Below are 23,776 nucleotides of genomic sequence, written 5' to 3' on the forward strand. Positions count from 1 at the left end.
AACGGGCCTCAGGTCGAGCCGGACAGGCCGGGCGAGCCGGCACCCTACGGCCGGACCCGAGCCGGCCCCCACAGGCGGACCCGAGCCGGAGAGGTCGGCCGGCCGCTCCGGCCAGGGAGCAGGCCGGTGAGGTCAGGCCAGGGAGCAGGCCGGTGAGGTCAGGCGATCACTTCGGCGATGATGGGGGCCAGGGCGCGGAAGGCGCGGCCACGGTGGCTGATGGCGTCCTTCTCCTGGGCGGACAGCTCGGCGGTGGTCCGGGTCTCGCCCACGGGGACGAGGATCGGGTCGTAGCCGAAACCGCCGGTGCCGCGCGGAGCGGTGATGATCACGCCGTGCAGCGCGCCCTCGGTCACCCGCTCCTCGCCCGACGGGAGGGCCAGCGCCGCCGCGCACGCGAAGTGCGCGCCCCGGTGCCCCTCGGGCACGTCGGAGACCTGCGCGAGCAGCAGGGCGAGGTTGGCCGGGTCGTCGCCGTGCCTTCCCGACCAGCGGGCGGAGAAGATGCCGGGCATGCCGTTCAGGGCGTCGACGCAGAGGCCGGAGTCGTCGGCGATCGCGGGCAGGCCGGACTGCTGGGCAACCGCGTGCGCCTTGAGCAGGGCGTTCTCCGCGAAGGTCAGGCCGGTCTCGGCGACGTCGCCGATCTCGGGGAACTCCTCAAGCCCGACGATCTCCACCGGGATCGAGGCGTCGGCCAGGATCCGGCGCAGCTCGGCGATCTTCCCGGCGTTCCGGGTGGCGAGGACAACGCGCGGCGCGCTCACGCCAGTGCCTCCCGCTGGAGGCGGGTGAGCTCGACGCACCCGGCCGCGCCGAGGTCGAGCAGCTCGTCGAGGGCGGCGCGGTTGAACGGCTTGCCCTCGGCGGTGCCCTGGACCTCGACGAACTCGCCGGAGCCGGTCATCACCACGTTCATGTCCGTCTCGGCGGCGACGTCCTCGGTGTAGCAGAGGTCGAGCAGCGCCGTCGAGCCGACGACGCCGACGGAGACCGCCGCGACCGAGTCGACCAGCGGGTCTCCGCCGCACATCTTGCGCTTGCGCATCCACGCGACCGCGTCGACCAGCGCCACGTACGCCCCGGTGATGGCGGCGGTGCGGGTGCCGCCGTCGGCCTGGAGCACGTCGCAGTCGATGACGATCGAGTTCTCGCCCAGCGTCTTGTAGTCGACGCAGGCGCGCAGGGAGCGGCCGATCAGGCGGGAGATCTCGTGCGTACGGCCGCCGATCTTGCCGCGGACCGACTCGCGCTCGTTGCGGGTGTTCGTGGCACGCGGCAGCATGGCGTACTCGGCCGTGATCCAGCCCTGACCGCTGCCCCGGCGCCAGCGGGGCACACTGTCCTGCACGGAGGCGGCACAGAGCACCTTGGTGCCGCCGAACTCGACGAGCACCGAACCCTCGGCGTGCGCCAGCCAGCCGCGGGTGATGGTGACGGGGCGGAGTTGATCGAAAGAACGTCCATCTGCACGAGCCATGACGTTCACCCTAGGTCATACCGGGCCCCGCTCCGTGCGAGTTCCATCCGCCCGCCGAACCCGCCGCGGGAGGCGTCCTCCATGACCCGGTCGCGGTCGTTCCAGGGCACCAGGTGGGTCAGGACCAGGGTGTCCACGTCCGCCTTGGCCGCGTGCTCGGCCGCCTGGCGGCCGTTCAGGTGCAGGCCCGTGGGAAGACCGGGCTTGTCGAGATGTGACGCCTCGCACAGGAGCACGTCGGCCCCCGAGGCGAGCTTGACCAGTTCGGCGCTCTCCCCGGTGTCGCCGGAGTAGGCCACCGAGCGCCCGCCGTAGGAGACCCTGAACCCGTAGGTCTCCACGGGGTGGTTCACCAGGGCGGCCGTCACCTCGAACGGGCCGATCTCGAACATCCCGGGCATCAGGCCCACGAAGTCGAAGGCCGTGTCGAGTGCCGGCTCGTCCGGCATCGCGTAGGCGGAGTTCAGGCGCTCACGCGCGTCGGAGGGCGCGTACACCGGCACCCGGGGCAGCGGGCCCTGGGGGGAGTAGGTGCGCACCACGTGGTACGGGCACATGTCGAGGCAGTGATCGGCGTGCAGATGCGACAGGCATATCGCGTCCACGTCGTACAGGCCTATGTACTTCTGGAGGGCGCCGAGCGCGCCGTTCCCGAAGTCGAGCAGCATGCGAAACCCCTCCGCCTCCAGCAGATAGCAGGAGGAAGGGCTGTCAGGCCCGGGGAAACTTCCCGAGCATCCAATGATCGTCAATTTCACGGCGGCCTCCTACGGTTACTGTGCGGCGCCGCGTGTCACGGCGCGGGCGCCGGTGGCCGGTATCCGTCCCCCTTCGTCCGCCACTCTCCGGCGTTCCCCCTACGGAGCGCCTGAGCACCGTCACACGCGATGCCCGTTGTTCGGAACATCCCCTACTACCGCCACTTCGACCGCCTGGATCTCGGGTCCGAGGAACCGTCGTCCGAGGTCGGCGAAGAGGCCCGCGTCGCCGGTGGCGCGGAAACGGTGCCTGGGCGCGCCCCCTACGGCGGCCAGGCTCCGGTCGTGCAGGACGCGGTACACGTCCTTGGCCGTCTCGTCGGCGCTGGACACCAGCGTGACGCCGTCTCCCACCACATAGGAGATCGGCCCGGCGAGGAGCGGGTAGTGCGTACATCCCAGGATCAGCGTGTCGCACCGGTCGGCGAGCACCGGCTCCAGGTATTCGCGGATGACGTCGATGAGCTCGTCGCTCATCGTCTCCCCCCGCTCGACGAACTCCACCAGGCGCGGCGCCGCCACCCCGGTGAGCCGGACGTCGGGAGCCGCGGCGAACGCGTCGTGGTACGCCATCGACTCGATCGTGGCCCTGGTCCCGATCACCCCGACCCTGCCGTTGCGGGTGGCCCGCGCGGCACGGCGGGTGGCCGGCTGGATCACCTCGACGACCGGGACGGCGTAGCGTTCCCTGGCGTCGCGGAGCACGGCCGCGCTGGCGCTGTTGCACGCGATCACCAGCATCTTGACGTCGTGCTCGACGAGGTGGTCCATCACCTCCAGCGCGTAGGCGCGAACCTGCGCGATGCTCTTGGGACCGTACGGCTGCCTCGCCGTGTCGGCCACATAGAAGATCGACTCACTGGGTAGTTGATCGATGATCGCCCGGGCCACCGTGAGACCGCCGACACCACTGTCAAAGATTCCAATGCTCGCTTGCGACACAGTTCCCAAGGCTAGGCGACCTGGGACGACCGATCACGGTAAGAATCCTCACAACGCTGATTACCAGCTCAGCCATGTATTTTTCGTGACATCTAGCCGTACGAGGCCGTGCGACGCCGAGGTATGCCGTGCGACACCCTGCGACACCGGGAACACGTGCGACACCGTGCGACACCCTGCGACGCCAGGGGACACCGCGCGGACGCCGTACGACACCCTGCGACGCTGCGGGGATCGCCCCCGCGGACCTCAGCCCCGTCCGACGCGGGCCAGCTGGCGGGACTGGGCGACCAGGCGGCCGGCCGAGTCCCATACCTCGACCTCCTCGTCGAACCAGCCGTCGCTGATCAGGCGGCCTGCGGCCAGGAGGGTCAGCCAGCCGGGAGCGGGCAGGGCTCGCAGGTGCCAGGTGAGGTCGACCGTGGGGGCCCAGCCGCGCCCTCCGGCGGAGAAGACCACCGGCGGGAGGGCGTCCACGGCCAGCGCCAGCACGTACGGGTCGGGGTCCTGCGGCTCGGACATCCGGAAGTAGGCGCGGGCCTCGGGCCTTCCGGTGGGCTTGCCCGCGAGCCAGCCGATGGTGGGAGGGTCGAAGACCAGTTCCATCTGGGCGTTGAGCGTCATGTTCGACTCGGCCTTGGGAGCGGGCAGCGAGACGCAGCGCTCGATCGGCGGCATCTCCGCCGAAGGCCCGTCCGCCCAGTCGGGGGCGGCGGCGCCGAGGGTCGCGGTCGTGACGAGTCCCTCGATGAAGGCCTTGCCGTCCTGGACCAGGGTCGCCCGGGTCATCGTGGCGGTGCGGCCGGTCTTGACCTGCTCCAGGCGCACCTGCGCGGGACCGGGCCTCGCCGCGCGCAGGAACTGGACTCCCGTGGTCACCGGGTGCTCGTGGGGGGAGGCGTCCACGACCGCGCGCAGCAGCACGGCCATCAGGTAGCCGCCGTTGAGGGGGCCGCCGATCGAGTAGCCGGTGTCGAGGCACACGTCGTAGGTGGTCTCGTCCACCCTGATGGCCGCGGTCGCCTCGTCGAACTTCGTCATCCACGCTCCCGAACCTTGTTCTAGAGAGGTCACTTTACCCATTCCGCGCGGCATTCGCCTCCCCGGCCCTCCGGATGCCCCCTCCCCGGAGCCGGGCCGAGCCCGAGGCCCGGGAATCGGAGCCGTCCGGAGCTCCGGAATCTCCGGGAAAAACGGGGGCCCACGGTGCGGGAGGGACAGTGGTGACCTGCGGGAATAGGGCGACAAAGGCGACAACACGCTACAAAACACCTCTGAACAGGGATTGAGCCCGCTTAGATGCACCAATCACATAGTTAGTTCAATGCAAGCGGGTTGCTAGCAATGTGCACTAACTTCTCCCTGTCCGCGAAGTCCACATTGTGAGTGATCATGCCTGCCAACAATCCCCCCGACCAGTCGCCCACGCCGGGTCAGCAGCCCGACAGGACGATCGCCTACCGTTGGAACGAGGGCGCGCAGCACAACGACCAGCCGCACACCCAGGCCTATCCGCAAGGCGGCCAGCCCGGATATTCACAGCCTCCCGGCGGCTACCAGCAGGGGCAGCCCTACCCGCAGCAGGGCCAGCCCTACCAGCAGCAGAGCCCCCAGCAGGGCTACCAGCAGCAGCAGCCGTACGGCCAGCAGAACTACGGCCAGCAGGCCGGTCAGCCGTACGGGCAGCAGCAGCCCGGCTACCAGCAGCAGAACTACGGCCAGCAGGGGTACGCGCAGCAGGCCGGGAACTGGCAGCAGGGGCCCGACTTCCTGAGCGCCGGGCCGCCGGCCGGACCTCCCGCGCGCAAGGGCGGCAAGGGCTGGCTGCTCGCGCTGATCGCCGCGCTGGTCGTGGCCCTCGTGGGCGGTGGCGGCTTCTTCGCGGTCAACCTGCTCAGCGGCGGCGGCGCGCAGCCGCACGACGTACTGCCCGGCAACGCCATCGGCTACGTGCGCCTCGACCTCGACCCGGCCGCGAACCAGAAGGTGGCGCTGTTCACCATCGCCAGGAAGTTCACGGTCACCAAGGACTCCTTCAGCGGTGAGGACCCGCGTCAGGCGATCTTCAACCTGATCAAGAAGGACACCGAGAGCCTCAGCAAGATCGACTACGCCGCCGACATCGAGCCGTGGCTCGGCGTCCGCGTCGGCGTGGCCGCGCTGCCCCCGGCCAAGGCCGGCGCCGAGCCCGGCGTCGTGGTGGCCGTCCAGGTCACCGACCAGGACAAGGCCACGGCGGGCATCGCCAAGCTGATGGGCGAGGAGAAGTACGGCATCGCGTTCCGCGAGGACTACGCGCTGCTCACCGCGACCCAGGCCGAGGCCGACAAGGCCGTCGCGGCCGAGACGCTGTCGGGGAACGCCAACTTCTCCGACGACCTGAGCGCCCTCGGCGAGACCGGCGTGCTCTCCTTCTGGGCGGACGCGGGCAAGCTCGCGGGCATGGCTCCCGAGCTGGCGTCGCAGGACCCCGCCACCCTCGCCCAGCTCAAGAACGCCCGCGTGGCGGGCGCCCTTCGCTTCGACGGCGAGTACGTCGAGCTCGCGGGCATCAGCCGCGGCACCGAGAGCCTGAACATGGGCACTCCCGAGGCCTCCAGGATCGGCACGCTTCCGGCCTCCACCGCCGGCGCGATCTCGATCTCCGGTCTCGGCGAGATCATCGGCAAGCAGTGGGCCCAGGTCATGAAGTCGGCCGACCAGGCCGCGGGCGGCGGCGTCCAGCAGTTCGCCGACCAGGCCAAGCAGAAGTACGGCCTGGCGCTCCCCGACGACCTGGTGACGCTGCTCGGCAAGAACATCACCCTCGCCCTGGACTCCAGCGGCCTCGACAGCAACCAGCCGAAGTTCGGCGCGAAGATCGTCACTGACCCGGCCAAGGCACAGGAGGTCGTCGGCAAGATCGAGAAGTTCCTCGCGGACTCCGGGACGACCGTCCCCCAGCTCGCCAAGGTTCCCGGCGACGGCGTCTTCGTCCTGGCCAGCGCGCAGGACTACGCCGCCGAGCTCAACAAGGACGGCGCCCTGGGCGACAGCGAGACCTTCCAGCTCGCGATCCCCAACGCCGGCGAGGCGACCTTCGCCCTCTACGCCGACCTGGACAAGGTGGAGAACCTCTACCTCAGCAGCCTCCAGGGCGAGGACAAGGCCAACCTCCAGGTGCTCCGCGCCGTGGGCGTGAGCGGCACCCAGTCGGGCAGCGAGGCCACCTTCTCGCTGAGGCTCCTGTTCAACTGACCGACCTGACCCGCCGGGCTTTCTGATCCTGTTCGATCAGGCCTCCCCGGATCCCCGGCCGGGCTCCTGCCCGCCGGGGATCCGTCCCCACCCGGGGACGGCGAAGGGCGGGCGTCCCACCGGGACGCCCGCCCTTTGCCGTTCACACGTCATCCACACGTCGTCCGCCGTCGCGGTTTCCCGCGCCCGCCGATCCCGCCTGATCCCGCCTGATCTGCAGGTACGGCCGTCAGGCCCAGAGCTGGCCTTCGAGCCGCTCCTCGGCCTCGTCCAGCGTCCCCTCGTAGGCGCCGGTGGACAGGTATTTCCAGCCGCCGTCCGCGACCACGAACACGATGTCGGCCCGCTCGCCCGCCTTGACGGCCTTGGCCGCCATGCCGAGCGCGGCGTGCAGGGCGGCTCCGGTGGAGACCCCCGCGAAGATGCCCTCCCCGGCCAGCAGCTCCCGGGTACGCCGAAGCGCGTCGGCGGAGGAGACCGAGAACCGCGTGGTCAGGACGTCGGCGTCGTACAGCTCGGGGATGAAGCCCTCGTCCACGTTGCGCAGCCCGTACACCAGCTCGCCGTAACGCGGCTCGGCGGCGACGATCCTCACTCCGGGGACGTGCTCGCGCAGGAACCTGCCGACGCCCATCAGGGTGCCCGTGGTGCCCAGACCGGCCACGAAGTGGGTGACGGACGGCAGGTCCTCCAGGATCTCCGGCCCCGTCGACTCGTAGTGCGAGCGCCAGTTGGCCGGGTTGCCGTACTGGTAGAGCATCACCCAGTCGGGATTCTCCGCCGCCAGGCCCTTGGCGACCCTGACCGCCTCGTTGGAGCCGCCCGCCGCGGGCGAGGAGATGATCTGCGCCCCCCACATGCGCAGCAGCTGGCGGCGCTCCTCGGAGGTGTTCTCCGGCATCACGCAGATCAGCTTGTAGCCCTTGAGCCTGGCGGACATCGCCAGCGAGATGCCGGTGTTGCCGCTCGTGGGTTCGAGGATCGTGCAGCCCGGCTGGAGGAGCCCGTCCTTCTCCGCCTGCTCGATCATCCACAGCGCCGGACGGTCCTTGATCGAACCTGTCGGGTTGCGGTCTTCGAGCTTGGCCCAGATCCGCACCTTCTCCGAGGGCGAGAGCCTGGGCAGGCCGACCATCGGGGTCCGGCCGACCGATTCGATCAGTGAGTCAAAACGCATGGTGTACGGCTTCCGCCTCGGTTGACCTTGTGGTGACAGACCTTGTGCCTCGCGGTGACGACCCTGAGACCGCGGCGTGCGCCGTCCGCTCCGTGAGATCCCGGCGGGTCTCGCGGAGCGGGCGGCACCGCGCGGCTAGCGGGAGCCGCCGGCCACGGCGGGCAGGACGGTGACCGTGTCGCCGTCGGCGATCGGGGTCTCCAGCCCGCCCAGGAAGCGGACGTCCTCGTCGTTCAGGTAGACGTTCACGAAGCGGCGCAGCGCGCCCTTGTCGATCAGGCGATCCTTCAGCCCGGGATGCCGGGCCTCCAGGTCGCCGATGAGCTCCTCAAGCGTGGCGCCCTTGGCGTCGACGGCCTTGGCGCCGTCGGTGTAGGTGCGCAGGATGGTCGGAATGCGAACCTCGATGGCCATCGCGGGTCAATCTCCTTGCGTCGTCATGGGAGTAAAGCCCACCGGATCAGAACACCGGTGAGCACCGGAGGATTCCAGAAAAGCCGGTCAGGGACAGTCGTAGACGACGACGGAGGGCGTGTGCGCGAACAGGAAGTTCTGTACGGGCGCGACACCCGCGTGCCGGGCCCGAGGGCCGGGACGCGAGAGCACGACGTCCTCCTGGCTCGGGGCGGCGGTCAGCATGCTCACCAGCTTACCCAAAGGGTCCATTCGCCTCACGGCCGTACCGGACACCGGCGCCGCGCGAATGCCGGACGCGGGCGCCCGGAGGCGGGCCCGGACATCGACGATCACCCGGAGGTGATCGTCACCTCCTCCTCGCTCACGACGCCGTCGACGATCCGGTACGAGCGGAACTCGGCCTTCTCCCCCAGCTCCTCGCGGGTGGAGACCAGCACGTAGTGGGCGTTGGGCTCGGAGGCGTAGGAGATGTCGGTGCGGGAGGGGTAGGCCTCGGTGGCGGTGTGGGAGTGGTAGATGATCACCGGCTCCTCGTCGAGGTCGTCCATCTCCCGCCAGACGCGCAGCTGCTCCAGCGAGTCGAACCGGTAGAACGTCGGCGACCGCTCCGCGTTCTCCATCGCGACGAACCGTTCGGGGGAGTCGGAGCCGACCGGCCCGGCGACCACCCCGCAGGCCTCGTCGGGATGGTCCGCCCGAGCATGCGCGATGATCTTGTCAACCAGTTCCCGAGAGATCGTGAGCATGACTGGAAGTTACCAAAGGGCCCGGACCAGGGTGTCCTGGAGGTAGGTCAACCAGTCGTAGATGACGTACGCCGGATAGCGGGGGTCGCTCTCCGACATGTCGGCGATCTCGTCGTGCACCTCCTCGGTCACCTCCAGCCGGGTGCCGAGCGCGAGCCGCACGTCGTTCAGCGCGCGCATCCACGCCTGTGCCTGCTCCCTGGTCAGCTCGACCCTGCCGGGCTCCGCGCTGTCGAGCATCGTCTGGGCGTCGGCCCGCTTGCCCTCGCGCAGCGTCGCCTCGGTGTATCTGCGGAACTCGGCGGCCGCCTCGCCGTCCTCGTACGCCGAGGGGAACAGCCGGGCCAGCACCGGGTCGTTGGACTGCTCGGAGGCGCCGATGCCGAGCGCCTTCTCCAGAGGGTCGTCGCCGGTCTCCCCCGGCTCTATCAGGCCCAGGATCTGCGTGACCAGCGAGCGCAGGATCGACACCTCCGCGGCGTCGAAAACCGTGATCACGCCGCCCTCGGGCCCCGGCTTGAACCCCGAACTCATCTCTCGCCCACCATTCCTCGCGGGCCCCGCCCGAGACCCGCGCGCCGCCCGGGAATCCCCCACCGCCCAAGGCCCGGCCGCTTCGAGCCCGGCCTCTTCGAATTCGGCCGTTCGCCGCACGGCGACGGGTGACGCCGGGGCACCCGCGCGCTCACGAATCCCGCTGGACGGTGGCCCACAGCCCGTACGAGTGCATGATCTGCGCGTCGCGCTCCATCTCCTCGCGGGTGCCGCTGGAAACCACGGCCTTACCCTTGTGGTGCACGTCGAGCATCAGCTTCTCCGCCTTCTCCTTGGAGTATCCGAAAACGGACTGGAAGACGTACGTCACATAGGACATCAGGTTGACCGGGTCGTTCCAGACGATCGTCAACCATGGCAGATCGGGCCGTACGTCGATTGACGGACGCTCGACCTCCGTTGGAGCGGTGCTACCCACATTCACCAGTCTGCCCTACCCCGGGCTTAGTCTTCGACTCGTGACAAAGAGCATGAGCACCGCGTTGCTTACCGATCACTATGAGCTGACGATGCTGGAGGCGGCGCTGAGAAGCGGGGCCTTCTCCAGGCGAGCGGTTTTCGAGGTGTTCGCACGCCAGCTGCCCGGCGGACGGCGCTACGGGGTCGTGGCGGGAACCGGCCGGGTGCTGGACGCGCTGGAATCCTTCCGCTTCGAGGAGGAGTCGCTGGAGTTCCTGCGGGAAAACGAGGTGGTCGACGAGCCCACCCTGGAGTTCCTCGCCGGATACCGGTTCTCCGGGAACGTGGACGGCTATGCCGAGGGCGAGTGCTACTTCCCCGGCTCCCCGATCATGACGGTGGAGGGCACGTTCGCCGAGGCCGTGCTGCTGGAGACCGTGATCCTGTCGATCCTCAACCACGACTGCGCGATCGCCACCGCCGCCACGCGCATGATCCGCGCCGCCGGGACCAGGCCCCTCATCGAGATGGGCTCACGGCGCACCCACGAGGCGGCGGCCGTGGCCGCGGCGCGGGCCGCCTACCTCTGCGGGTTCTCCTCCACCTCCAACCTCATGGCGGGCCGCGAATACGGCATACCGACCGCCGGGACCGCGGCCCACGCGTTCACCCTGCTCCACGACTCCGAGGAGCGGGCCTTCCAGGCCCAGATCGCCTCCCTCGGCGCCGGTACCACGCTGCTCGTGGACACCTACGACGTGGCCCAGGCCGTACGGACCGCGGTGGAGCTCGCCGGGCCCTCCCTCGGAGCGGTCCGCCTCGACTCCGGTGACCTCGCCCAGGTCGCCCACGAGGTCCGCGAGCAGCTCGACGCGCTCGGCGCCCACAAGACCCGGATCATCGTCACCAGCGACCTCGACGAGTACGCCATCGCCGCCCTGGCCGCCGCCCCCGTGGACGGCTACGGAGTCGGCACCTCGCTGGTCACCGGCTCCGGCTCGCCCACCGCCGCCCTGGTCTACAAGCTCGTCGCCCGCGAGGACGCCGAGGGGGTCATGCGGCCGGTGGCCAAGAAGTCGGTGGGCAAGCCCAGCCGGGGCGGGCGCAAGGAGGCCTTCCGCGAGCTCGACGCCGAGGGCACGGCGGTCGCCGAGCTGGTCACCGTCTCGGGCGAGCACCCCTCGGGCGCCCGCCCGCTACAGGTTCCGCTGGTCAGGGAGGGCGAGATCGTCGGCCGCGAGAAGCTGGACGCGGGCCGCGCGCGACACCGCGAGGCCGTCGCCGAGCTGCCCTCGAACGCCTACCAGCTGTCCCGGGGCTACGCCGCGATCCCGACCGTGTTTGACTGACCGCATGCCAACAGCACTGATCATCGTCGATGTCCAGAACGACTTCTGCGAGGGCGGGAGCCTTCCGGTCGGCGGCGGCGCCGAGGTGGCCGCCGCCATCTCCCGGCACGCCGCCTCACACGGCTACGACCACGTCGTGGCCACCCGTGACTATCACGTCGATCCCGGCCCCCACTTCGCCGCCGAACCCGACTACGTGACCACCTGGCCCGCCCACTGCGTCGCCGGGACACCGGGCTCCGACTTCCACCCCGCCTTCGACACCGCACACGTCGAGGAGGTGTTCAGCAAAGGTGCCCACAGCGGCGCCTACAGCGGCTTCGAGGGCGCCACCTCCGACGGTACGAGCCTGGCCGACTGGCTCGGCGAGCGCCACGTGGACGCGGTGGACGTCGTCGGCATCGCCACCGACCACTGCGTGCGGGCCACCGCCCTGGACGCGGTCGCGCACGGTCTGTCCGTTCAGGTGCTGCTGGACCTCACCGCCGGGGTGTCCGCCCCGACCACCGAGACCGCCCTCGCCGAACTCGGCGCCGCCGGAGCCCGCCTCACGGGAACCCCCGTGGTCCGCCCGGCCTGACGGTCTCTCAGCTCTGCGGCATCCCCAGAAAGAGAATCATCCGGTCGAGCTTCCCGTCCATGATCCGGTAGTTCTCCTTCAGCTTGCCGATGTCGTACGCTATGGCCCCTATGTGGCGCTTGACTCCGACCATGTCCTCCGCCAGGACCGCGACATCTTGTTTGACACCGTCAAGGTCCTCCTTGGTCGCACACTTCGCAACCTCCAGCCTGAGTTCGGCGACCTCCTGCTTGACTCCATCGACATCCCGTTTGACCCCGTCGACGTCCCGCCTGACCTCGGCGAGATCCTCCTTGGTCGCACACTTCGCAACATCAAGCCGAAGCTCTGCGGCCTCCTGCTTAACCTCGGCGATGCCCCGCTTGACCTCGGCGAGGTCTTCCTTGGTGGCGAGGGTGTCCATCCTCGCCATGATCTGCTCGAACATCGGAGCCACGTATTCCATGATCTCCGTACGGATCATCTCCGCCAACATGAACCCTCTTCTCGAATGAGAGCACTGAGGCACCGGTTGGAGGGGGGCCGGAGCGATTGCGGGAACAGGCTACCAAGTACGGTGACTCTAGGAATACGAACGATCACCGAGCGGGCATGAGCGGGTAAACAGAACCATCACCGGTTGCGACAGGAGTATCACGGGGAGTTGATATCTCTTACTACCGGTGGTGACCTCATATGTTCGTGCTCGGCGTCTCCTGGCTGATCCTGACCCCGCTGTGCCTGTGGAACCTGTTTCGCGGAGGGACGCTGGTACGGCTGACGAGCGTGCTGTCGCTGGTCGCGCTGGAAGCGGCCACGATCTGGGCCACCACCGTCGTCCTGATTCCCGCGCGGACCCCGATCGCCGCACCCCCGCGCCCGGCGGCCCTGGCCGAGACCGAGACAGGGCCCTCGTCTCCGCTCCCGGCGCCCCAGGCGTCGACGCCCCTGCCGGAGGCGGCCCAGCAAGGCGCGCGGGACACACGGGGAGCGCAGGCGGGGCGGGGAGAGCGGGTCACTCCGCACGAGCCGGGCGGGCGAGGCGCGTCCGGCGCGCGGGCGCGGGACACCTCCTGCCGCGGGCGGATGCCGGCTCCCGAGCGGGTGCGGCTGGCTCGCCTCCAGGGCGCGCCGCGGGGCGTGACGCTCTTCTGGAAGGCCAGGGCGGACGAGTGCGACAGCGCGACCGTGGTCCTGCACCACAGGAGCCGCACGATCAAGGTCTGGATGCGCGAGGACAGGGCGGAGAGCCGCTTTTTGGACGCCACCACGCGGCCCGTGAGCGTCGCCGGCGGCGTGGCCTCCCTGGAGGTGCCGCTCACGGTGCCGGTGCGCGACACGGGGGCGTTCAGGGCGATCGACGGGCGGACCGGCAGGCCGATCGTCCTCGCCCGGCCGGGCCGCGTACCGGAGGAACCGCCCGCGGCCCGGTGATCCGGCCCGGCGGACCCGCCTGGAGCACCGGTCAGGTGACCGGAGCCGACTGGGATCACCCCCCGTCAACGAGATCGGCGGAGGTCGGCCGGTCCGTTGACCGGGCCGGACGGAGGTCAGCCGGTCCGGCGACCGGGCCGGACGGAGATCACCCGTTCCGGCGACCGGGCCGAACGGGAAACCGCCCGACCCGGTGACCGATCAGTGGGAACGCTGGGTGGCCCAGTGGCGGATCTTGCCGATCCGCTCCTGGATCTGCTCGGCGGAGGCCTGCGCGATGGCGGGCCCGCCGCAGGCCCTGCGAAGCTCGGCGTGGATGACGCCGTGGGGCTGGCCGGTGCGGTGGTTCCAGGCGCCGACGAGACCGTTGAGCTCCTTGCGGAGGTTGGCGATCAGCTCGTGCGGGGCGAGCTGCGGCTCCTTGGGCTCCGGCTTGTTGCGCCTGGCCTTGAGCTGGTCGGATTGACGCTTGCTCAGCAGGGTGCGGACCTGGTCGGGCTCCAGGAGGCCGGGCAGGCCGAGGAAGTCCTCCTCCTCGGGGGAACCGGTCTCCGCGGCGCTGCCGAACTCTCCGCCGTCGAAGAGGACCCGGTCGAAGGTGGCGACCGCCTCCAGGGTCTCGAACGGCAGCTCGTCGCCCACGACATCGGGATTGTCCTTCTTGCGCTGGGCGTCCTCCAGGAGGAAGTCGTCCAGCCCCTCCTCGGGGGGCTTGCGGTCGAGCACGTGGTCGCGCTCGGCCTCCATCTCCCCCGCCAGGCCCATCAGGGTCGGCACCGAGGGCACGAAGACGGAGGCGGTCTCCCCCCGCTTGCGGGCGCGGACGAAGCGGCCGACGGCCTGGGCGAAGAACAGCGGGGTCGAGATGCTCGTCGCGTAGACGCCGACGGCCAGGCGCGGGATGTCGACCCCTTCGGAGACCATCCGGACCGCGACCAGCCAGCGCTGCTCGGAGGCGGAGAACTCCTTGATCTTCTTGGACGCCGTGGGGTCGTCGGAGAGCACGACCGTGGCGCCCTCTCCGGTGATGGTCCGGATGTGGCGGGCGTAGGCGCGGGCGGTCTCGTGGTCGGTCGCGATCACCAGGGCACCGGCGTCGGGCACGCCCCTGCGCACCTCGGTCAGGCGCCGGTCGGCCGCCCGGAGGACCTGGCGGATCCACTCGCCCTTCGGGTCGAGCGCGGCCCTCCACGCCTGGCCGAGCTGGTCCTTGGTGAGCGGGGTGCCGAGGGTCGCGGCGATCTCGTCGCCCGCGCGGGTCCGCCAGCGCATCTCACCGGCGTAGGCGAGGAAGATGACCGGCCGGACGACGCCGTCGGCGAGTGCCGGGCCGTACCCGTAGGAGTAGTCGGAGACGCTGCGCCGGATCCCGTCGCCGTCCTCGGCGTAGGTGACGAAGGGGATCGGGTTGACGTCGGACCTGAAGGGGGTTCCGGTCAGGGCGAGGCGCCTGGCGGCCGGCTCGAACGCCTCCCGCACGCCGTCGCCCCAGGACTTCGCGTCGCCCGCGTGGTGGATCTCGTCGAAGATCACGAGCGTCTTGCGTGCCTCGGTGCGGGCGCGGTGCAGCGCCGGGTGCATGGACACCTGGGCGTAGGTGATGGCCACCCCGATGTAGTCGCGGGAGGTCGCGCCCTGACTGTTCTTGAACTCGGGGTCGATCGCCATGCCGACCTTGGCGGCGGCGTCCGCCCACTGCTGCTTGAGGTGCTCCGTCGGTGTGACGATCGTCACAGCCCGGATGATCCCTCGTGACAGGAGGTCGCTGGCGATGCGGAGCGCGAAGGTCGTCTTGCCCGCACCCGGCGTGGCGACCGCCAGGAAGTCACGCGGCTCACGGCTGGAGTACAGGTCAAAGGCCTCCTGCTGCCACGCGCGAAGCTTCGGCGCGGTGCCCCAGGCGGCACGGTCCGGATATGAGGGCGAGAGGTGGGATGCGGCGAAAGTGCTCACAGTGTCCCCAGGGTAATCTGCGCCGCCGACAAGACGTGCCGATCCGCCGAGATCCTCGCCAAGGTCGTCCCCGCGTGCTAGTGACCGGCGGAGCCGAAACCACCGGCCCGCGGAGCCGAAACCAACCGGCCCGCGAAGCCGGGACCATCGCCTCACGAGGCCGGGACCGGCGGCTCACCGGGATGGAACCCACCGGCTCTCGGAACAGGCCGCCGCCCGCAAGAACCACACCCTCGGCCCGCTCGGCCTTCCCCTCAGCGCAGGCCCCCGATCACCGTGTCGATCTCGGCCCTCGACACGGGATCGTCCGGCTGGGTCATCGCGACCACGACCACCGGGCGCCCTCCGGCCCCGGCGAGGAAGACCACGCGCAGGTACGCCGGCCGGTTCACCACGTCCCGGTACTCCGCGCGCAGGGAACGGGCGTGCCCGGTACGCGCGCCCACGGTGATCTCCGTGTCGTCCACGACCTTCACCTCGTCGCCGTGGAGCAGGAGCCGCGCGTACAGATCGCTGAGCTCGGTGGTGGTGGCGCGCACGTCGGTCGCGGGCTCGGCGGGCATGACCATCACGGTCGTGTTGACGCCGTCGCCCGCGGCCGAGGTGAAGTCCGTGACCGGCGGCACCGTACCCGTGAGCCAGCGGTCGGGCAGCGGGTAGCTCACCCCCGCGACCTGATCGACCACCCGCGCCGGCGGCGTGGAGGGCAGCGCCCGCAGCGCCAGCACGGCCACCCCGGCGATGACGCCGCCCCCCGCGGCCAGGGCGAGCAGCACGAGCAGCACGCGGCGCAGGCGCCCCGGACGGCGCTCGGGAGGGGCGATGGGCGTGCCGTACCAGCGGGCGGAGGGCGGGAGGTCGTCGCCGGGCTCGGGGATGCGGGGAGGCCAGGTCAGGCTGGAGCGGGCGTCGGACGGCTCGTCCTCCGGCGGCGGCCAGGGACGGTACTCGTCGTCCTCGGGGGCCGGCCAGGGACGGCGCTCGTCGTCGAGGTCCGGGTCGGTCGGCGGCCACACCTGGTCCTCGGCCGCCCGCGCGGCCCTGCGGGCCCGCCGGGACCGGCGCCCCCCGCCACGGCCGGGCTCGTCGGGCGGGTCCGACCGGCGAGGTCGTTCGTGCACGGGACCTCCTCCCGGCGGTGACGGTCCTACCGTCCTACCACGCATCCCGTGGCGTGACCCGGCTATGGGTGATCGCTGTTACGGGAGTGACCAATGAGTCATGGGATGTCTCTCATGCGCCGGGCCACGATCACCCCGAAGAGCCCCACGGCGGCCATCAGCGCGACGATCGTGGTGTAGCCGGTGGCGATGTCGTCGTGGCCGATCAGGTTGATCAGACCCCCGCCGAAGCCGATGGTGATCGCGCTGCCCAGGGTGTCGACGACCTGGAGCGCGGCGGAGTTGGCGCCCTGCTCGGCGTCGGGCGACTGCTGCATCGCGGTGACGTTGACGCTGGTCATGCTGAGGCCCATGCCGAACCCGGCGATGACCCAGGCGGGCACGGTGACCCAGCCGGTGACCCCGGGCACGAGGGCGAGCAGGGTCGTCAGGATGCCCACGGTGATCGCCACGGCGCCGATCCGTACCAGCAGCGGCCTGTCGTACGAGCGTCGGGTCTGCAGGTAGGAGCCGATGGTCCAGCCCAGAGCGCCGATGGTGAGGGCGACCCCCGCCTCGGCGAGGGAGAAGCCGTGCACCTTGGTGAGGAACAGCGGGATGAAGGCGTTGACCCCGAAGAACGCCGAGGCGAGCACCCCGCGCATCATGATCGTGGTGGGCAGGCCGCGGCCGAACCTGAGGGCCCGGGGAGGCAGCAGCCTCGGCAGGCCCGCGGCGAGGGCGGCCAGTCCCGCGACGGTGGCGATCCCGCCCGGTACCGGGGCGTCGTGGAGGTGGCTCGCCCCGTACAGCAGGATTCCCGCGCCGCACGCCGTGGCGGTGGCGGCCAGGGTCATCGCCAGCGGCCTGGAGCGGGGTCCCGCGGAGGGCGTGGGCACCTGGGTGTCTCCGCCGACGCGCAGCGCGGGCAGGAGCATCACGAGGGCGGGGACGACCAGCGGCACGATGCCGTAGAAGACCCACCTCCATCCCACGGTCTCGGCGATGAGGCCGGTGAGGCCGGGTCCGATGAGGGCGGGGAGCACCCAGGCCGCCGACAGCGCGGCGAACACCCGGGGCCTGGTCTCCGGGACGTAGACCCGCGCGATCATCACGTAGATCGCCACGATGACGGCGCCGCCGCCGAGGCCCTGCACGACCCGCGCGACGATGAACAGTTCCTTGGTCACGGCGGCCCCCGCCATGGCCATACCTGCTGTGAACAGCCCCACGCCGAGCAGGAACGGCCAGGCGTGCCCCCGCCGGTCGGACCAGAGCCCGGCGACGACATTGGCGAGCAGGCAGGCGATGAGGAAGGCGGAGAGGCTCGCCCCGTACAGGTCCAGGGCGTCGAGGTCCTCGGAGACGGCGGGCATGACCGTGCTCACGGACATGCCCTCGAAGGCGATCAGCGTGACGACGAGCAGGATGCCCAGGGAGGCGGTTCGGTACTCGGGACCGAAGATCCGGGGGGTTTTGTATGGAGCGTCGACTGTCTTCGGTGCTGTCACCCATTAAGGGTAGTGTCCGCCTCCCGGCCCCGGTAGGCGGCCCACATCTCCTGCATCCTGACGGTCTGGCCAGGGGTGAAACCGGACATGCAGCGGTCGTCGGAGTAGTCCATGAAGTTGTGGATCGGGTCGGGTCCGCCGCCCCTGCACGTGTCCTTGGTCAGCGGGCAGCCCTCGGTGGGCTGCCCCTCGGGCTCGGTGTCGGCCACGCCGTCGCCCAGCGGCTCGCAGCCCTTCTCGAAGGTGTGCAGCAGCCCGAGCCAGTGCCCGATCTCGTGGACCCCCGTGTATCCCCGGTCGAAGCTGCGCATCGCCCCGCCGGGCAGGCTCCGCCAGTCGACGACCACGCCGTCGAGACCGGGCTCCTTGCCGTACCCGTGGGGGTAGGTGGAGTAGCCGAGCACCAGCTCGCCGAGCTGGGCGATATAGAGATTCAGGGTCTCGGGCCCGCCCCTGCGCATCCGCTTGATCGCCCGCTCGTGGGTGACGGGCTCGCGGAACCAGGCAGGGTTGACGGTACGGGTGAGGCCGTCCAGCCTGAACCGGATCCCGGTGTCCACGCCGCCGAACCGCCCGGAGTAGGCGGCGTTGAGCGTGATGATCTGGGCGCGCACGGCGACCTCGGGCGCGCCGAGGCGGCCGTCGGTGATGACGTGCACCCAGGTGGGCACGGTGATGGGAAGCGCCGGCGGAATCGGGCTCGGCTCGCGCCGCCCGCCGGTGGGCGCGGGTGACGGCGCGGACGCGTGTCCCGGCACCACAGAGCGGGTGGCCCGGGGGGCGAGGGCGCACCCCGGCCCGGACGCGGCGGTTCCCCGGCCGGGAGCGGCGGGGACGGGAGAAGCGGCGCCCACCGTGAACAGGCATGCGGACACAACGGCGATCGCACGCCGAAACATGGACTCCCCCGACAGATCCCGGACACTGGTCGTTCGCCGCCCCCCGGCGGCATCCCGACCGTAGCCTCATCTGTGGCGATCACCCATGAGCAACACTCACTCGTTGTTGCTGTCTTCGCCCTTTGGCAGACCCGAGTAGATCTCCTTGCACTCCGGGCAGACCGGGAACTTCTGGGGGTCGCGGTTCGGCACCCAGACCTTCCCGCAGAGCGCGCGGACCGGGGTCCCGCTCAGCGCACTCTCCATGATCTTGTTTTTCTCGACGTAGTGGGCGAAGCGCTCGTGGTCGCCGTCGCCGTGCGACAGGTCCGGGCGGATGTCGCTCTCAGGGAGAATCTTCGTACTCACCCTGGCGATTTTATGCCCGTACCGCCGCGCCCGGGCACCGGCGGCCGGTGAGTCGCGGAAGACGACCCACCGGCGCGGGGGCGACGGCCCGATCGGCCCGGCGGCCGGGTGCGGGGGCGGCGGCCGTGAAGGGCGTCAGCCCATGTGGACCGGCGCGCCCTCGGTCTTGCGGCCCGCCCGGACGAACAGGGCGAGCAGCGCCGCCAGGACGGCCACCCCGGTGCTGACCGTGAATCCGAGCTGCATGCCCTCCAGGAAGGACATGTGAACGACGCCGTTGACGGCCTGCACGATCGACTCGGGCGCGCCGGGGATGGGGATGGCCTGGGCGTAGGAGGCGGCCTCGTTGACCCCCGCCATCTGCTCCGGGGGGAGCGGCTGGAGCTTGGCCGCCGCCCAGTGGCCGGGGAGCACGTCGGCCACCCTGGCCGCGACGATCGCGCCGAGCACGGCGGTGCCCATCGATCCGCCGACCTGCATCGCCGACTGCTGCACGCCGCCCGCGACGCCGCTGAGCTCCTCGGGGGCGTTGCCCACGATGATCTCGGTGGCGCCGACCATCACCGGGGACAGGCCGAAGGCGAGCAGCGCGAACGGGATCGCGCTGTCGATGTACTCCGACTCCAGGCCCAGGCGGGAGAGCATGAACATGGACACGGCCGTGATCAGCATGCCCGCCGAGATCGTGATCTTCGGGCCGAACCTCCCGATCGCCATGCCCGCCAGCGGCGAGGCGACGATCATTCCCGCGCTCATCGGGAGCATCCGCAGGCCCGAGTCGAGCGGCGACAGGCCGTGCACGCCCTGGAAGTAGAAGGTGAGGAAGAACATCGCGCCGAACATCGAGAACGCCATCAGCACCATCAGCACGGTGCCGATCGCGACCGAGACGTTGCTGAACAGGCTGAGCGGGATCAGCGGCTCGGCGGCCTTGGTCTGCCAGTAGACGAACGCGGCGCCGATCACCACGGCGCCCGCCAGGAAGCCGAGCGTCCTGGCGTCACCCCAGCCGTACTCGGGGGCCTTGATGATCGCCCAGACCATGCAGAACATGGCGCCGGAGAGCAGGACCACGCCGAGCCAGTCGATCCTCGACAGGGAGGCGGCCCTGCTCTCCTTGATCACCAGGAGTCCGACGATCAGGGCCACGATGCCGACCGGGACGTTGATGAAGAAGACCGACTGCCAGCTGACGTTCTCCACCAGGAGGCCGCCCACGATGGGACCGGCGGCGCTGGACAGGCCGATCGTCGCACCCCAGACGCCGATCGCCATGTTCAGCTTCTCGGCGGGGAAGGCGGCGCGGAGCAGGGCCAGCGCCGCGGGCTGCAGCAGGGCGCCGAAGAGCCCCTGCAGGACGCGGAAGGCGATCAGCCAGGTGATGGAGTCGGACAGCCCGATGGCCAGGGACGTGAGCGCGAAGCCCGCAATGCCGATCACGAAGAGCCGCTTGTGCCCGAACAGGTCGCCGAGCTTGCCGGCCGTGATCAGGAACACCGCGAGCGCGAGCAGGTAGCCGCTGGTCACCCACTGCAGGTCGGAGAGGGAGGCATTGAGCTCCCTGCCGATCACCGGGTTGGCGATGGAGACGACGGTGCCGTCGAGCATCACCATCATCACGCCGAGCGACACCGCGAGAAGGGTGAGCCACGGGTGCCCCTGCCTGGACGATCTGCCCGGATCCGGTGGCGGCGGCATCGTCACCGTCTTGGCCTGTGCCATGGAAGGGTCCCCCTTGTGCTCTTTCGTCCGCCCCCGCTTGAGGCGTCAACCTCCGGTAATTTATGACAGTCACTGACAAGTGACAAATCCTCCCAAGATACAGCCGGTGACTTATGGCAGACTGTGAACCACACGTTTCGAAGGGGTGACGAGCATGGGTCGGCCCGGCTTACGGGAGCGCAAGAAGCAGAAGACACGGCTGGCGCTCGTCGACGCCGCCCTCGCCCTTTTCCAGGAGCAGGGGTACGAGGCGACGACCGTCGACCAGATCGCCGCGGCCGTCGATGTCTCCCCCCGCACGTTCTTCCGCTACTTCGCCACCAAGGAGGACGTCGCTCTCTCCCTGCTCGACGACGGGCAGGAGGTCATGCTCGCCGAGCTGGCCACCCGGCCCGCCGAGGAGCCGCCGTTCGTCGCGCTCTCGCACGCCGTGCGCGCGATGGTCACCGTGCTGGAGGAGGGGGACCACGATGACACCGCCAGGTTCCTCAAGGCCCACGAGGTGATCGACTCCACCCCGGCGCTCTTCGCCGGAAGCGTGCGCAGGCTGATGGAGAACGAGCGGCGGCTGATCACCGAGCTCGCCCGGCGCGAGGGCGCCGGCCCCGACGACCTCCTGCCCCACTTCGCAGTGGCGCTCTTCACCACCGTCACCCGGGTCGGGTTCGAGTTCTGCGAGGCCACCGGCAGCGACGGCGTCAGCGCCCTGGCCGCCCGGCTGGAGTCGACCCTCGCCCTGGCCGAACGCTCCCTGCGTCCCGGCTGGGACCGCCCCGGACGGCCCGCCGTCCCAGGGCCGTCGTCCGGCTAGTTCATCTAGTTCATCGACGGATCGTCGGGGCAGGTGGCCACGTAGGCGAGCTCGCCCCTCTGGCGGCGCAGCACCGCCCGCCACAGCGACTCGGGCTCGTGGTGGAAGGTGTCGCCGGGCTCCGAGTCCACGACGTACCAGGCGCCCTCGCCGATCTCGCTCTCCAACTGCCCCGCCGACCATCCCGCGTACCCGGCGAAGATGCGCATCTGGGCGATCTCCCCGGCGAGGATCTCCGGCGGCGCGTCGAGGTCGACGGTGCCGAGCCTGGAGACGGCCGCGGTGCCCGCGTGCAGCCGCCGCCAGCCGAGCGGCTCCTGCCCGCTCGGGACGGCGGCCAGCGCCAGGGCGCTGTCCGTCTGGACGGGGCCGCCCTGGAACAGCACGGACGGGCCGGTGACCATGGTGTCCCAGGTGGGGAGCACCTGGGTCACCGAGATGTCGCTCGGTCTGTTGAGCACCACGCCCAGGGTGCCGCCGTCGAGGTCGTGTTCCAGCACCAGGACCACGCTGCGCCGGAAGTTGGGATCTTCCAGCTGCGGGGTCGCCACCAGAAGCCCACCGACGTAGATCGCCTCCGCCATACCTCCATCATGAGGGGTGAACCCCCTCTCGCGCTGCTCCACCCGCTCTTCCGATGGCCCGGAGCCCGCCCGATGTCACGCGGCGCGCACGGTCGGGCACTCCGCGAAGCGGAGAGGGTGGCCGGGGGAAAACGAGGACCCCGGCTCCCCGTCATGCCCCTCGTCGCGCTCCCGTCACGCTCTCCTCGTCACGCCTCCGTCATGCCCGTACGGGCCCGGCCACCGGCCGACTCGCGCACGGCCGCCGCGACGGCGCCCGACACGTCCGGGTGGAACACGCTGGGAACGATGTAGTTGGGGCCGAGCTCCTCGGTGGTCACCACGGCGGCCAGCGCCTTGGCCGCGGCCAGCAGCATCTCCTGGCTGACCACGGTGGCCTGGGCGTCGAGCAGGCCGCGGAAGACACCGGGGAAGGCCAGTACGTTGTTGATCTGGTTCGGGTAGTCGGAGCGGCCGGTGGCGACCACCGCGGCGTACTCGCGGGCGTCGTCGGGCGAGATCTCGGGCTCGGGGTTGGCGAGCGCGAAGACCACGGCGTCCTTGGCCATCGTGGCGATGTCGTCGCCGTTGAGGATGCCGGGCGCGGACACGCCGATGAACACGTCGGCGCCCTTGACCGCGCCGCGCAGATCGCCGGAGTAGCCCTCGGCGTTGGTGTGGTCGGCGATCCACTGGAGCGAGTCGTCCAGGTCCTGGCGGCCGCGGTGCACGGCGCCCAGGTAGTCGCAGACGACCACGTTGCGGGCGCCGGCCGCGAGCAGCAGCCGCAGCACCGCCGTACCGGCCGCGCCCGCGCCCGCCAGGGCGATGCGGACCTCGCCCAGGTCCTTGCCGACCACGCGCAGCGCGTTGGTGAGCGCGGCCAGCACGCAGATCGCGGTGCCGTGCTGGTCGTCGTGGAAGACCGGGATGTCCAGCAGGTCGCGCAGCCGCCGCTCCACCTCGAAGCAGCGCGGCGCCGAGATGTCCTCAAGGTTGATGCCGCCGAAGCCGGGGGCGATGATCTGCACCGTGCGCACGATCTCGTCGACGTCCTGGGTGTCCAGGCAGATCGGCCAGGCGTCGATGTCGGCGAACCGCTTGAACAGCGCGGCCTTGCCCTCCATGACGGGGAGCGCGGCGGCCGGGCCGATGTTGCCCAGGCCGAGCACCGCCGAGCCGTCGGTGACGACGGCGACGGTGTTGCGCTTGATGGTCAGGCGGCGGGCGTCCTCGGGGTTGCGGGCGATGGCCATGGAGACCCGGGCGACGCCGGGGGTGTAGGCCATGGAGAGCTCGTCACGGTTGCGCAGCGGCACCTTCGACCGCATCTCGATCTTGCCGCCGAGATGCATGAGGAAGGTCCGGTCCGAGACCTTGTGGATGACGACGCCCTCGACGCCCTCCAGCTTGTCGACGATCGCCTGCGCGTGATCGGTGTCACGCGCGGCACAGGTGACGTCGATGCGCAGCGTTTCATGCCCGGCCGTGGTCACGTCGAGCGCGGTGACCACACCTCCGGCGGACTCTACGGCGTGGGTGAGCTGGCTGACGGCATTGCCGCCGGCGGGCACCTCCAGGCGCACGGTGATGGAGTACGACACACTCGGCACGGTGGCCACAGCCAATCCGCTCCTTTGCGACTGACTTTGGTTGGGATGGCTTCCATCGTGCCATCCCATGACGGGTGTGCGCGCCGTGGTCGGCGGACCTGCCCATATAGATGCGGTCACGACGCACTCCACCGGATACGGTCACGACGCACTCCACCCCACCCGGCCCCCGACGGGGAGACGTGAGCCGGGTGTCCGGGCCG

25 protein-coding genes are annotated in these 23,776 nt (G+C 70.5%); 5 read left to right on the forward strand and 20 right to left on the reverse strand.

Annotated features, from left to right (window positions below; all coding sequences use genetic code 11):
- Nucleotides 1–158: 158 nt before the first annotated feature.
- From rdgB to ACSDR0_RS10720, 5 genes are all read right to left on the reverse strand, one after another.
- Nucleotides 159–767, reverse strand: a complete 609-nt coding sequence (rdgB, locus tag ACSDR0_RS10700) for an RdgB/HAM1 family non-canonical purine NTP pyrophosphatase (protein ID WP_435288611.1) — start codon at nt 765–767, stop codon at nt 159–161.
- Nucleotides 764–1,480 carry a ribonuclease PH gene (rph, locus tag ACSDR0_RS10705; RefSeq protein WP_435288612.1) on the reverse strand — a complete coding sequence of 239 codons (717 nt, stop codon included), beginning with the start codon at nt 1,478–1,480 and terminating at the stop codon, nt 764–766. Before rph ends, rdgB begins: the two co-directional genes overlap by 4 nt.
- A gap of 5 nt (nt 1,481–1,485) precedes the next feature.
- Nucleotides 1,486–2,238, reverse strand: a complete 753-nt coding sequence (locus ACSDR0_RS10710) for an MBL fold metallo-hydrolase (RefSeq protein ID WP_435288613.1) — start codon at nt 2,236–2,238, stop codon at nt 1,486–1,488.
- A gap of 120 nt (nt 2,239–2,358) precedes the next feature.
- On the reverse strand, nt 2,359–3,180 hold the full coding sequence (gene murI, locus ACSDR0_RS10715) for a glutamate racemase (RefSeq protein WP_435288614.1): 822 nt from the start codon (nt 3,178–3,180) through the stop codon (nt 2,359–2,361).
- A 249-nt stretch (nt 3,181–3,429) separates the two neighbouring features.
- Nucleotides 3,430–4,221 carry a thioesterase family protein gene (locus ACSDR0_RS10720; protein WP_435288615.1) on the reverse strand — a complete coding sequence of 264 codons (792 nt, stop codon included), beginning with the start codon at nt 4,219–4,221 and terminating at the stop codon, nt 3,430–3,432.
- Nucleotides 4,222–4,572: 351 nt separating this feature from the next.
- Between ACSDR0_RS10720 and ACSDR0_RS10725 the strand changes: the two genes are divergently transcribed.
- Nucleotides 4,573–6,417 carry a DUF3352 domain-containing protein gene (locus ACSDR0_RS10725; RefSeq protein ID WP_435288616.1) on the forward strand — a complete coding sequence of 615 codons (1,845 nt, stop codon included), beginning with the start codon at nt 4,573–4,575 and terminating at the stop codon, nt 6,415–6,417.
- Between the two features lie 229 nt (nt 6,418–6,646).
- On the opposite strand, the gene ACSDR0_RS10730 is transcribed toward ACSDR0_RS10725, so the two are convergent.
- From ACSDR0_RS10730 to clpS, 6 genes are all read right to left on the reverse strand, one after another.
- The gene (locus tag ACSDR0_RS10730; protein WP_435288617.1) at nt 6,647–7,594 is read right to left on the reverse strand and encodes a PLP-dependent cysteine synthase family protein; all 948 of its coding nucleotides are present in this window, start codon (nt 7,592–7,594) and stop codon (nt 6,647–6,649) included.
- 135 nt (nt 7,595–7,729) lie between these two features.
- A complete protein-coding gene (locus tag ACSDR0_RS10735) occupies nt 7,730–8,008 on the reverse strand; it encodes a MoaD/ThiS family protein (protein ID WP_435288618.1) in 279 nt (92 codons plus the stop codon).
- Between the two features lie 87 nt (nt 8,009–8,095).
- Entirely contained in the window at nt 8,096–8,233 is a 138-nt protein-coding gene (locus tag ACSDR0_RS10740; protein WP_435288619.1) for a hypothetical protein, read from the reverse strand.
- A 107-nt stretch (nt 8,234–8,340) separates the two neighbouring features.
- Nucleotides 8,341–8,757, reverse strand: a complete 417-nt coding sequence (locus ACSDR0_RS10745; protein ID WP_435288620.1) for a Mov34/MPN/PAD-1 family protein — start codon at nt 8,755–8,757, stop codon at nt 8,341–8,343.
- A gap of 9 nt (nt 8,758–8,766) precedes the next feature.
- Complete coding sequence (locus tag ACSDR0_RS10750; RefSeq protein ID WP_435288621.1) at nt 8,767–9,291, reverse strand: DUF2017 domain-containing protein; 525 nt, start codon at nt 9,289–9,291, stop codon at nt 8,767–8,769.
- 151 nt (nt 9,292–9,442) lie between these two features.
- Nucleotides 9,443–9,730, reverse strand: coding sequence for an ATP-dependent Clp protease adapter ClpS (gene clpS, locus ACSDR0_RS10755; RefSeq protein ID WP_329091067.1), 288 nt, complete (start codon nt 9,728–9,730; stop codon nt 9,443–9,445).
- A 52-nt stretch (nt 9,731–9,782) separates the two neighbouring features.
- Between clpS and ACSDR0_RS10760 the strand changes: the two genes are divergently transcribed.
- Together ACSDR0_RS10760 and ACSDR0_RS10765 are read left to right on the forward strand one after the other, a co-directional pair.
- Nucleotides 9,783–11,060, forward strand: coding sequence for a nicotinate phosphoribosyltransferase (locus tag ACSDR0_RS10760; RefSeq protein ID WP_435288781.1), 1,278 nt, complete (start codon nt 9,783–9,785; stop codon nt 11,058–11,060).
- A gap of 4 nt (nt 11,061–11,064) precedes the next feature.
- Nucleotides 11,065–11,640, forward strand: a complete 576-nt coding sequence (locus tag ACSDR0_RS10765; protein ID WP_435288622.1) for an isochorismatase family protein — start codon at nt 11,065–11,067, stop codon at nt 11,638–11,640.
- A gap of 7 nt (nt 11,641–11,647) precedes the next feature.
- On the opposite strand, the gene ACSDR0_RS10770 is transcribed toward ACSDR0_RS10765, so the two are convergent.
- Nucleotides 11,648–12,115: a hypothetical protein gene (locus ACSDR0_RS10770; protein WP_435288623.1), complete on the reverse strand. Its 468-nt coding sequence runs from the start codon at nt 12,113–12,115 to the stop codon at nt 11,648–11,650.
- 200 nt (nt 12,116–12,315) lie between these two features.
- Between ACSDR0_RS10770 and ACSDR0_RS10775 the strand changes: the two genes are divergently transcribed.
- Nucleotides 12,316–13,053, forward strand: coding sequence for a hypothetical protein (locus ACSDR0_RS10775; RefSeq protein WP_435288624.1), 738 nt, complete (start codon nt 12,316–12,318; stop codon nt 13,051–13,053).
- A gap of 201 nt (nt 13,054–13,254) precedes the next feature.
- On the opposite strand, the gene ACSDR0_RS10780 is transcribed toward ACSDR0_RS10775, so the two are convergent.
- The 6 genes from ACSDR0_RS10780 to ACSDR0_RS10805 form a co-directional block, all read right to left on the reverse strand.
- Nucleotides 13,255–15,006, reverse strand: coding sequence for a DEAD/DEAH box helicase (locus ACSDR0_RS10780; RefSeq protein ID WP_435288625.1), 1,752 nt, complete (start codon nt 15,004–15,006; stop codon nt 13,255–13,257).
- A 254-nt stretch (nt 15,007–15,260) separates the two neighbouring features.
- Nucleotides 15,261–16,127: a hypothetical protein gene (locus tag ACSDR0_RS10785; RefSeq protein WP_435288626.1), complete on the reverse strand. Its 867-nt coding sequence runs from the start codon at nt 16,125–16,127 to the stop codon at nt 15,261–15,263.
- 98 nt (nt 16,128–16,225) lie between these two features.
- The gene (locus ACSDR0_RS10790; protein WP_435288627.1) at nt 16,226–17,617 is read right to left on the reverse strand and encodes an MFS transporter; all 1,392 of its coding nucleotides are present in this window, start codon (nt 17,615–17,617) and stop codon (nt 16,226–16,228) included.
- Nucleotides 17,614–18,492, reverse strand: a complete 879-nt coding sequence (locus ACSDR0_RS10795) for a M43 family zinc metalloprotease (protein ID WP_435288628.1) — start codon at nt 18,490–18,492, stop codon at nt 17,614–17,616. The genes ACSDR0_RS10790 and ACSDR0_RS10795 overlap by 4 nt, the downstream gene beginning before the upstream one ends.
- Before the next feature lie 120 nt (nt 18,493–18,612).
- A complete protein-coding gene (locus ACSDR0_RS10800; RefSeq protein WP_386155541.1) occupies nt 18,613–18,864 on the reverse strand; it encodes a DUF3039 domain-containing protein in 252 nt (83 codons plus the stop codon).
- Between the two features lie 135 nt (nt 18,865–18,999).
- Entirely contained in the window at nt 19,000–20,586 is a 1,587-nt protein-coding gene (locus ACSDR0_RS10805; RefSeq protein ID WP_435288629.1) for an MFS transporter, read from the reverse strand.
- A 154-nt stretch (nt 20,587–20,740) separates the two neighbouring features.
- On the opposite strand from ACSDR0_RS10805, the gene ACSDR0_RS10810 reads away from it, so the two are divergent.
- On the forward strand, nt 20,741–21,397 hold the full coding sequence (locus ACSDR0_RS10810; protein WP_435288630.1) for a TetR family transcriptional regulator: 657 nt from the start codon (nt 20,741–20,743) through the stop codon (nt 21,395–21,397).
- Between the two features lie 5 nt (nt 21,398–21,402).
- Here ACSDR0_RS10810 and ACSDR0_RS10815 read toward each other — a convergent pair whose 3' ends face one another.
- Nucleotides 21,403–21,981, reverse strand: a complete 579-nt coding sequence (locus tag ACSDR0_RS10815; protein ID WP_329091052.1) for a YqgE/AlgH family protein — start codon at nt 21,979–21,981, stop codon at nt 21,403–21,405.
- Between the two features lie 188 nt (nt 21,982–22,169).
- Nucleotides 22,170–23,582 carry an NAD-dependent malic enzyme gene (locus tag ACSDR0_RS10820; RefSeq protein ID WP_435288631.1) on the reverse strand — a complete coding sequence of 471 codons (1,413 nt, stop codon included), beginning with the start codon at nt 23,580–23,582 and terminating at the stop codon, nt 22,170–22,172.
- Nucleotides 23,583–23,776 lie beyond the last annotated feature (194 nt).

It is taken from the genome of Streptosporangium sp. G11 (assembly GCF_051192615.1).
Lineage (GTDB): Bacteria > Actinomycetota > Actinomycetes > Streptosporangiales > Streptosporangiaceae > Streptosporangium.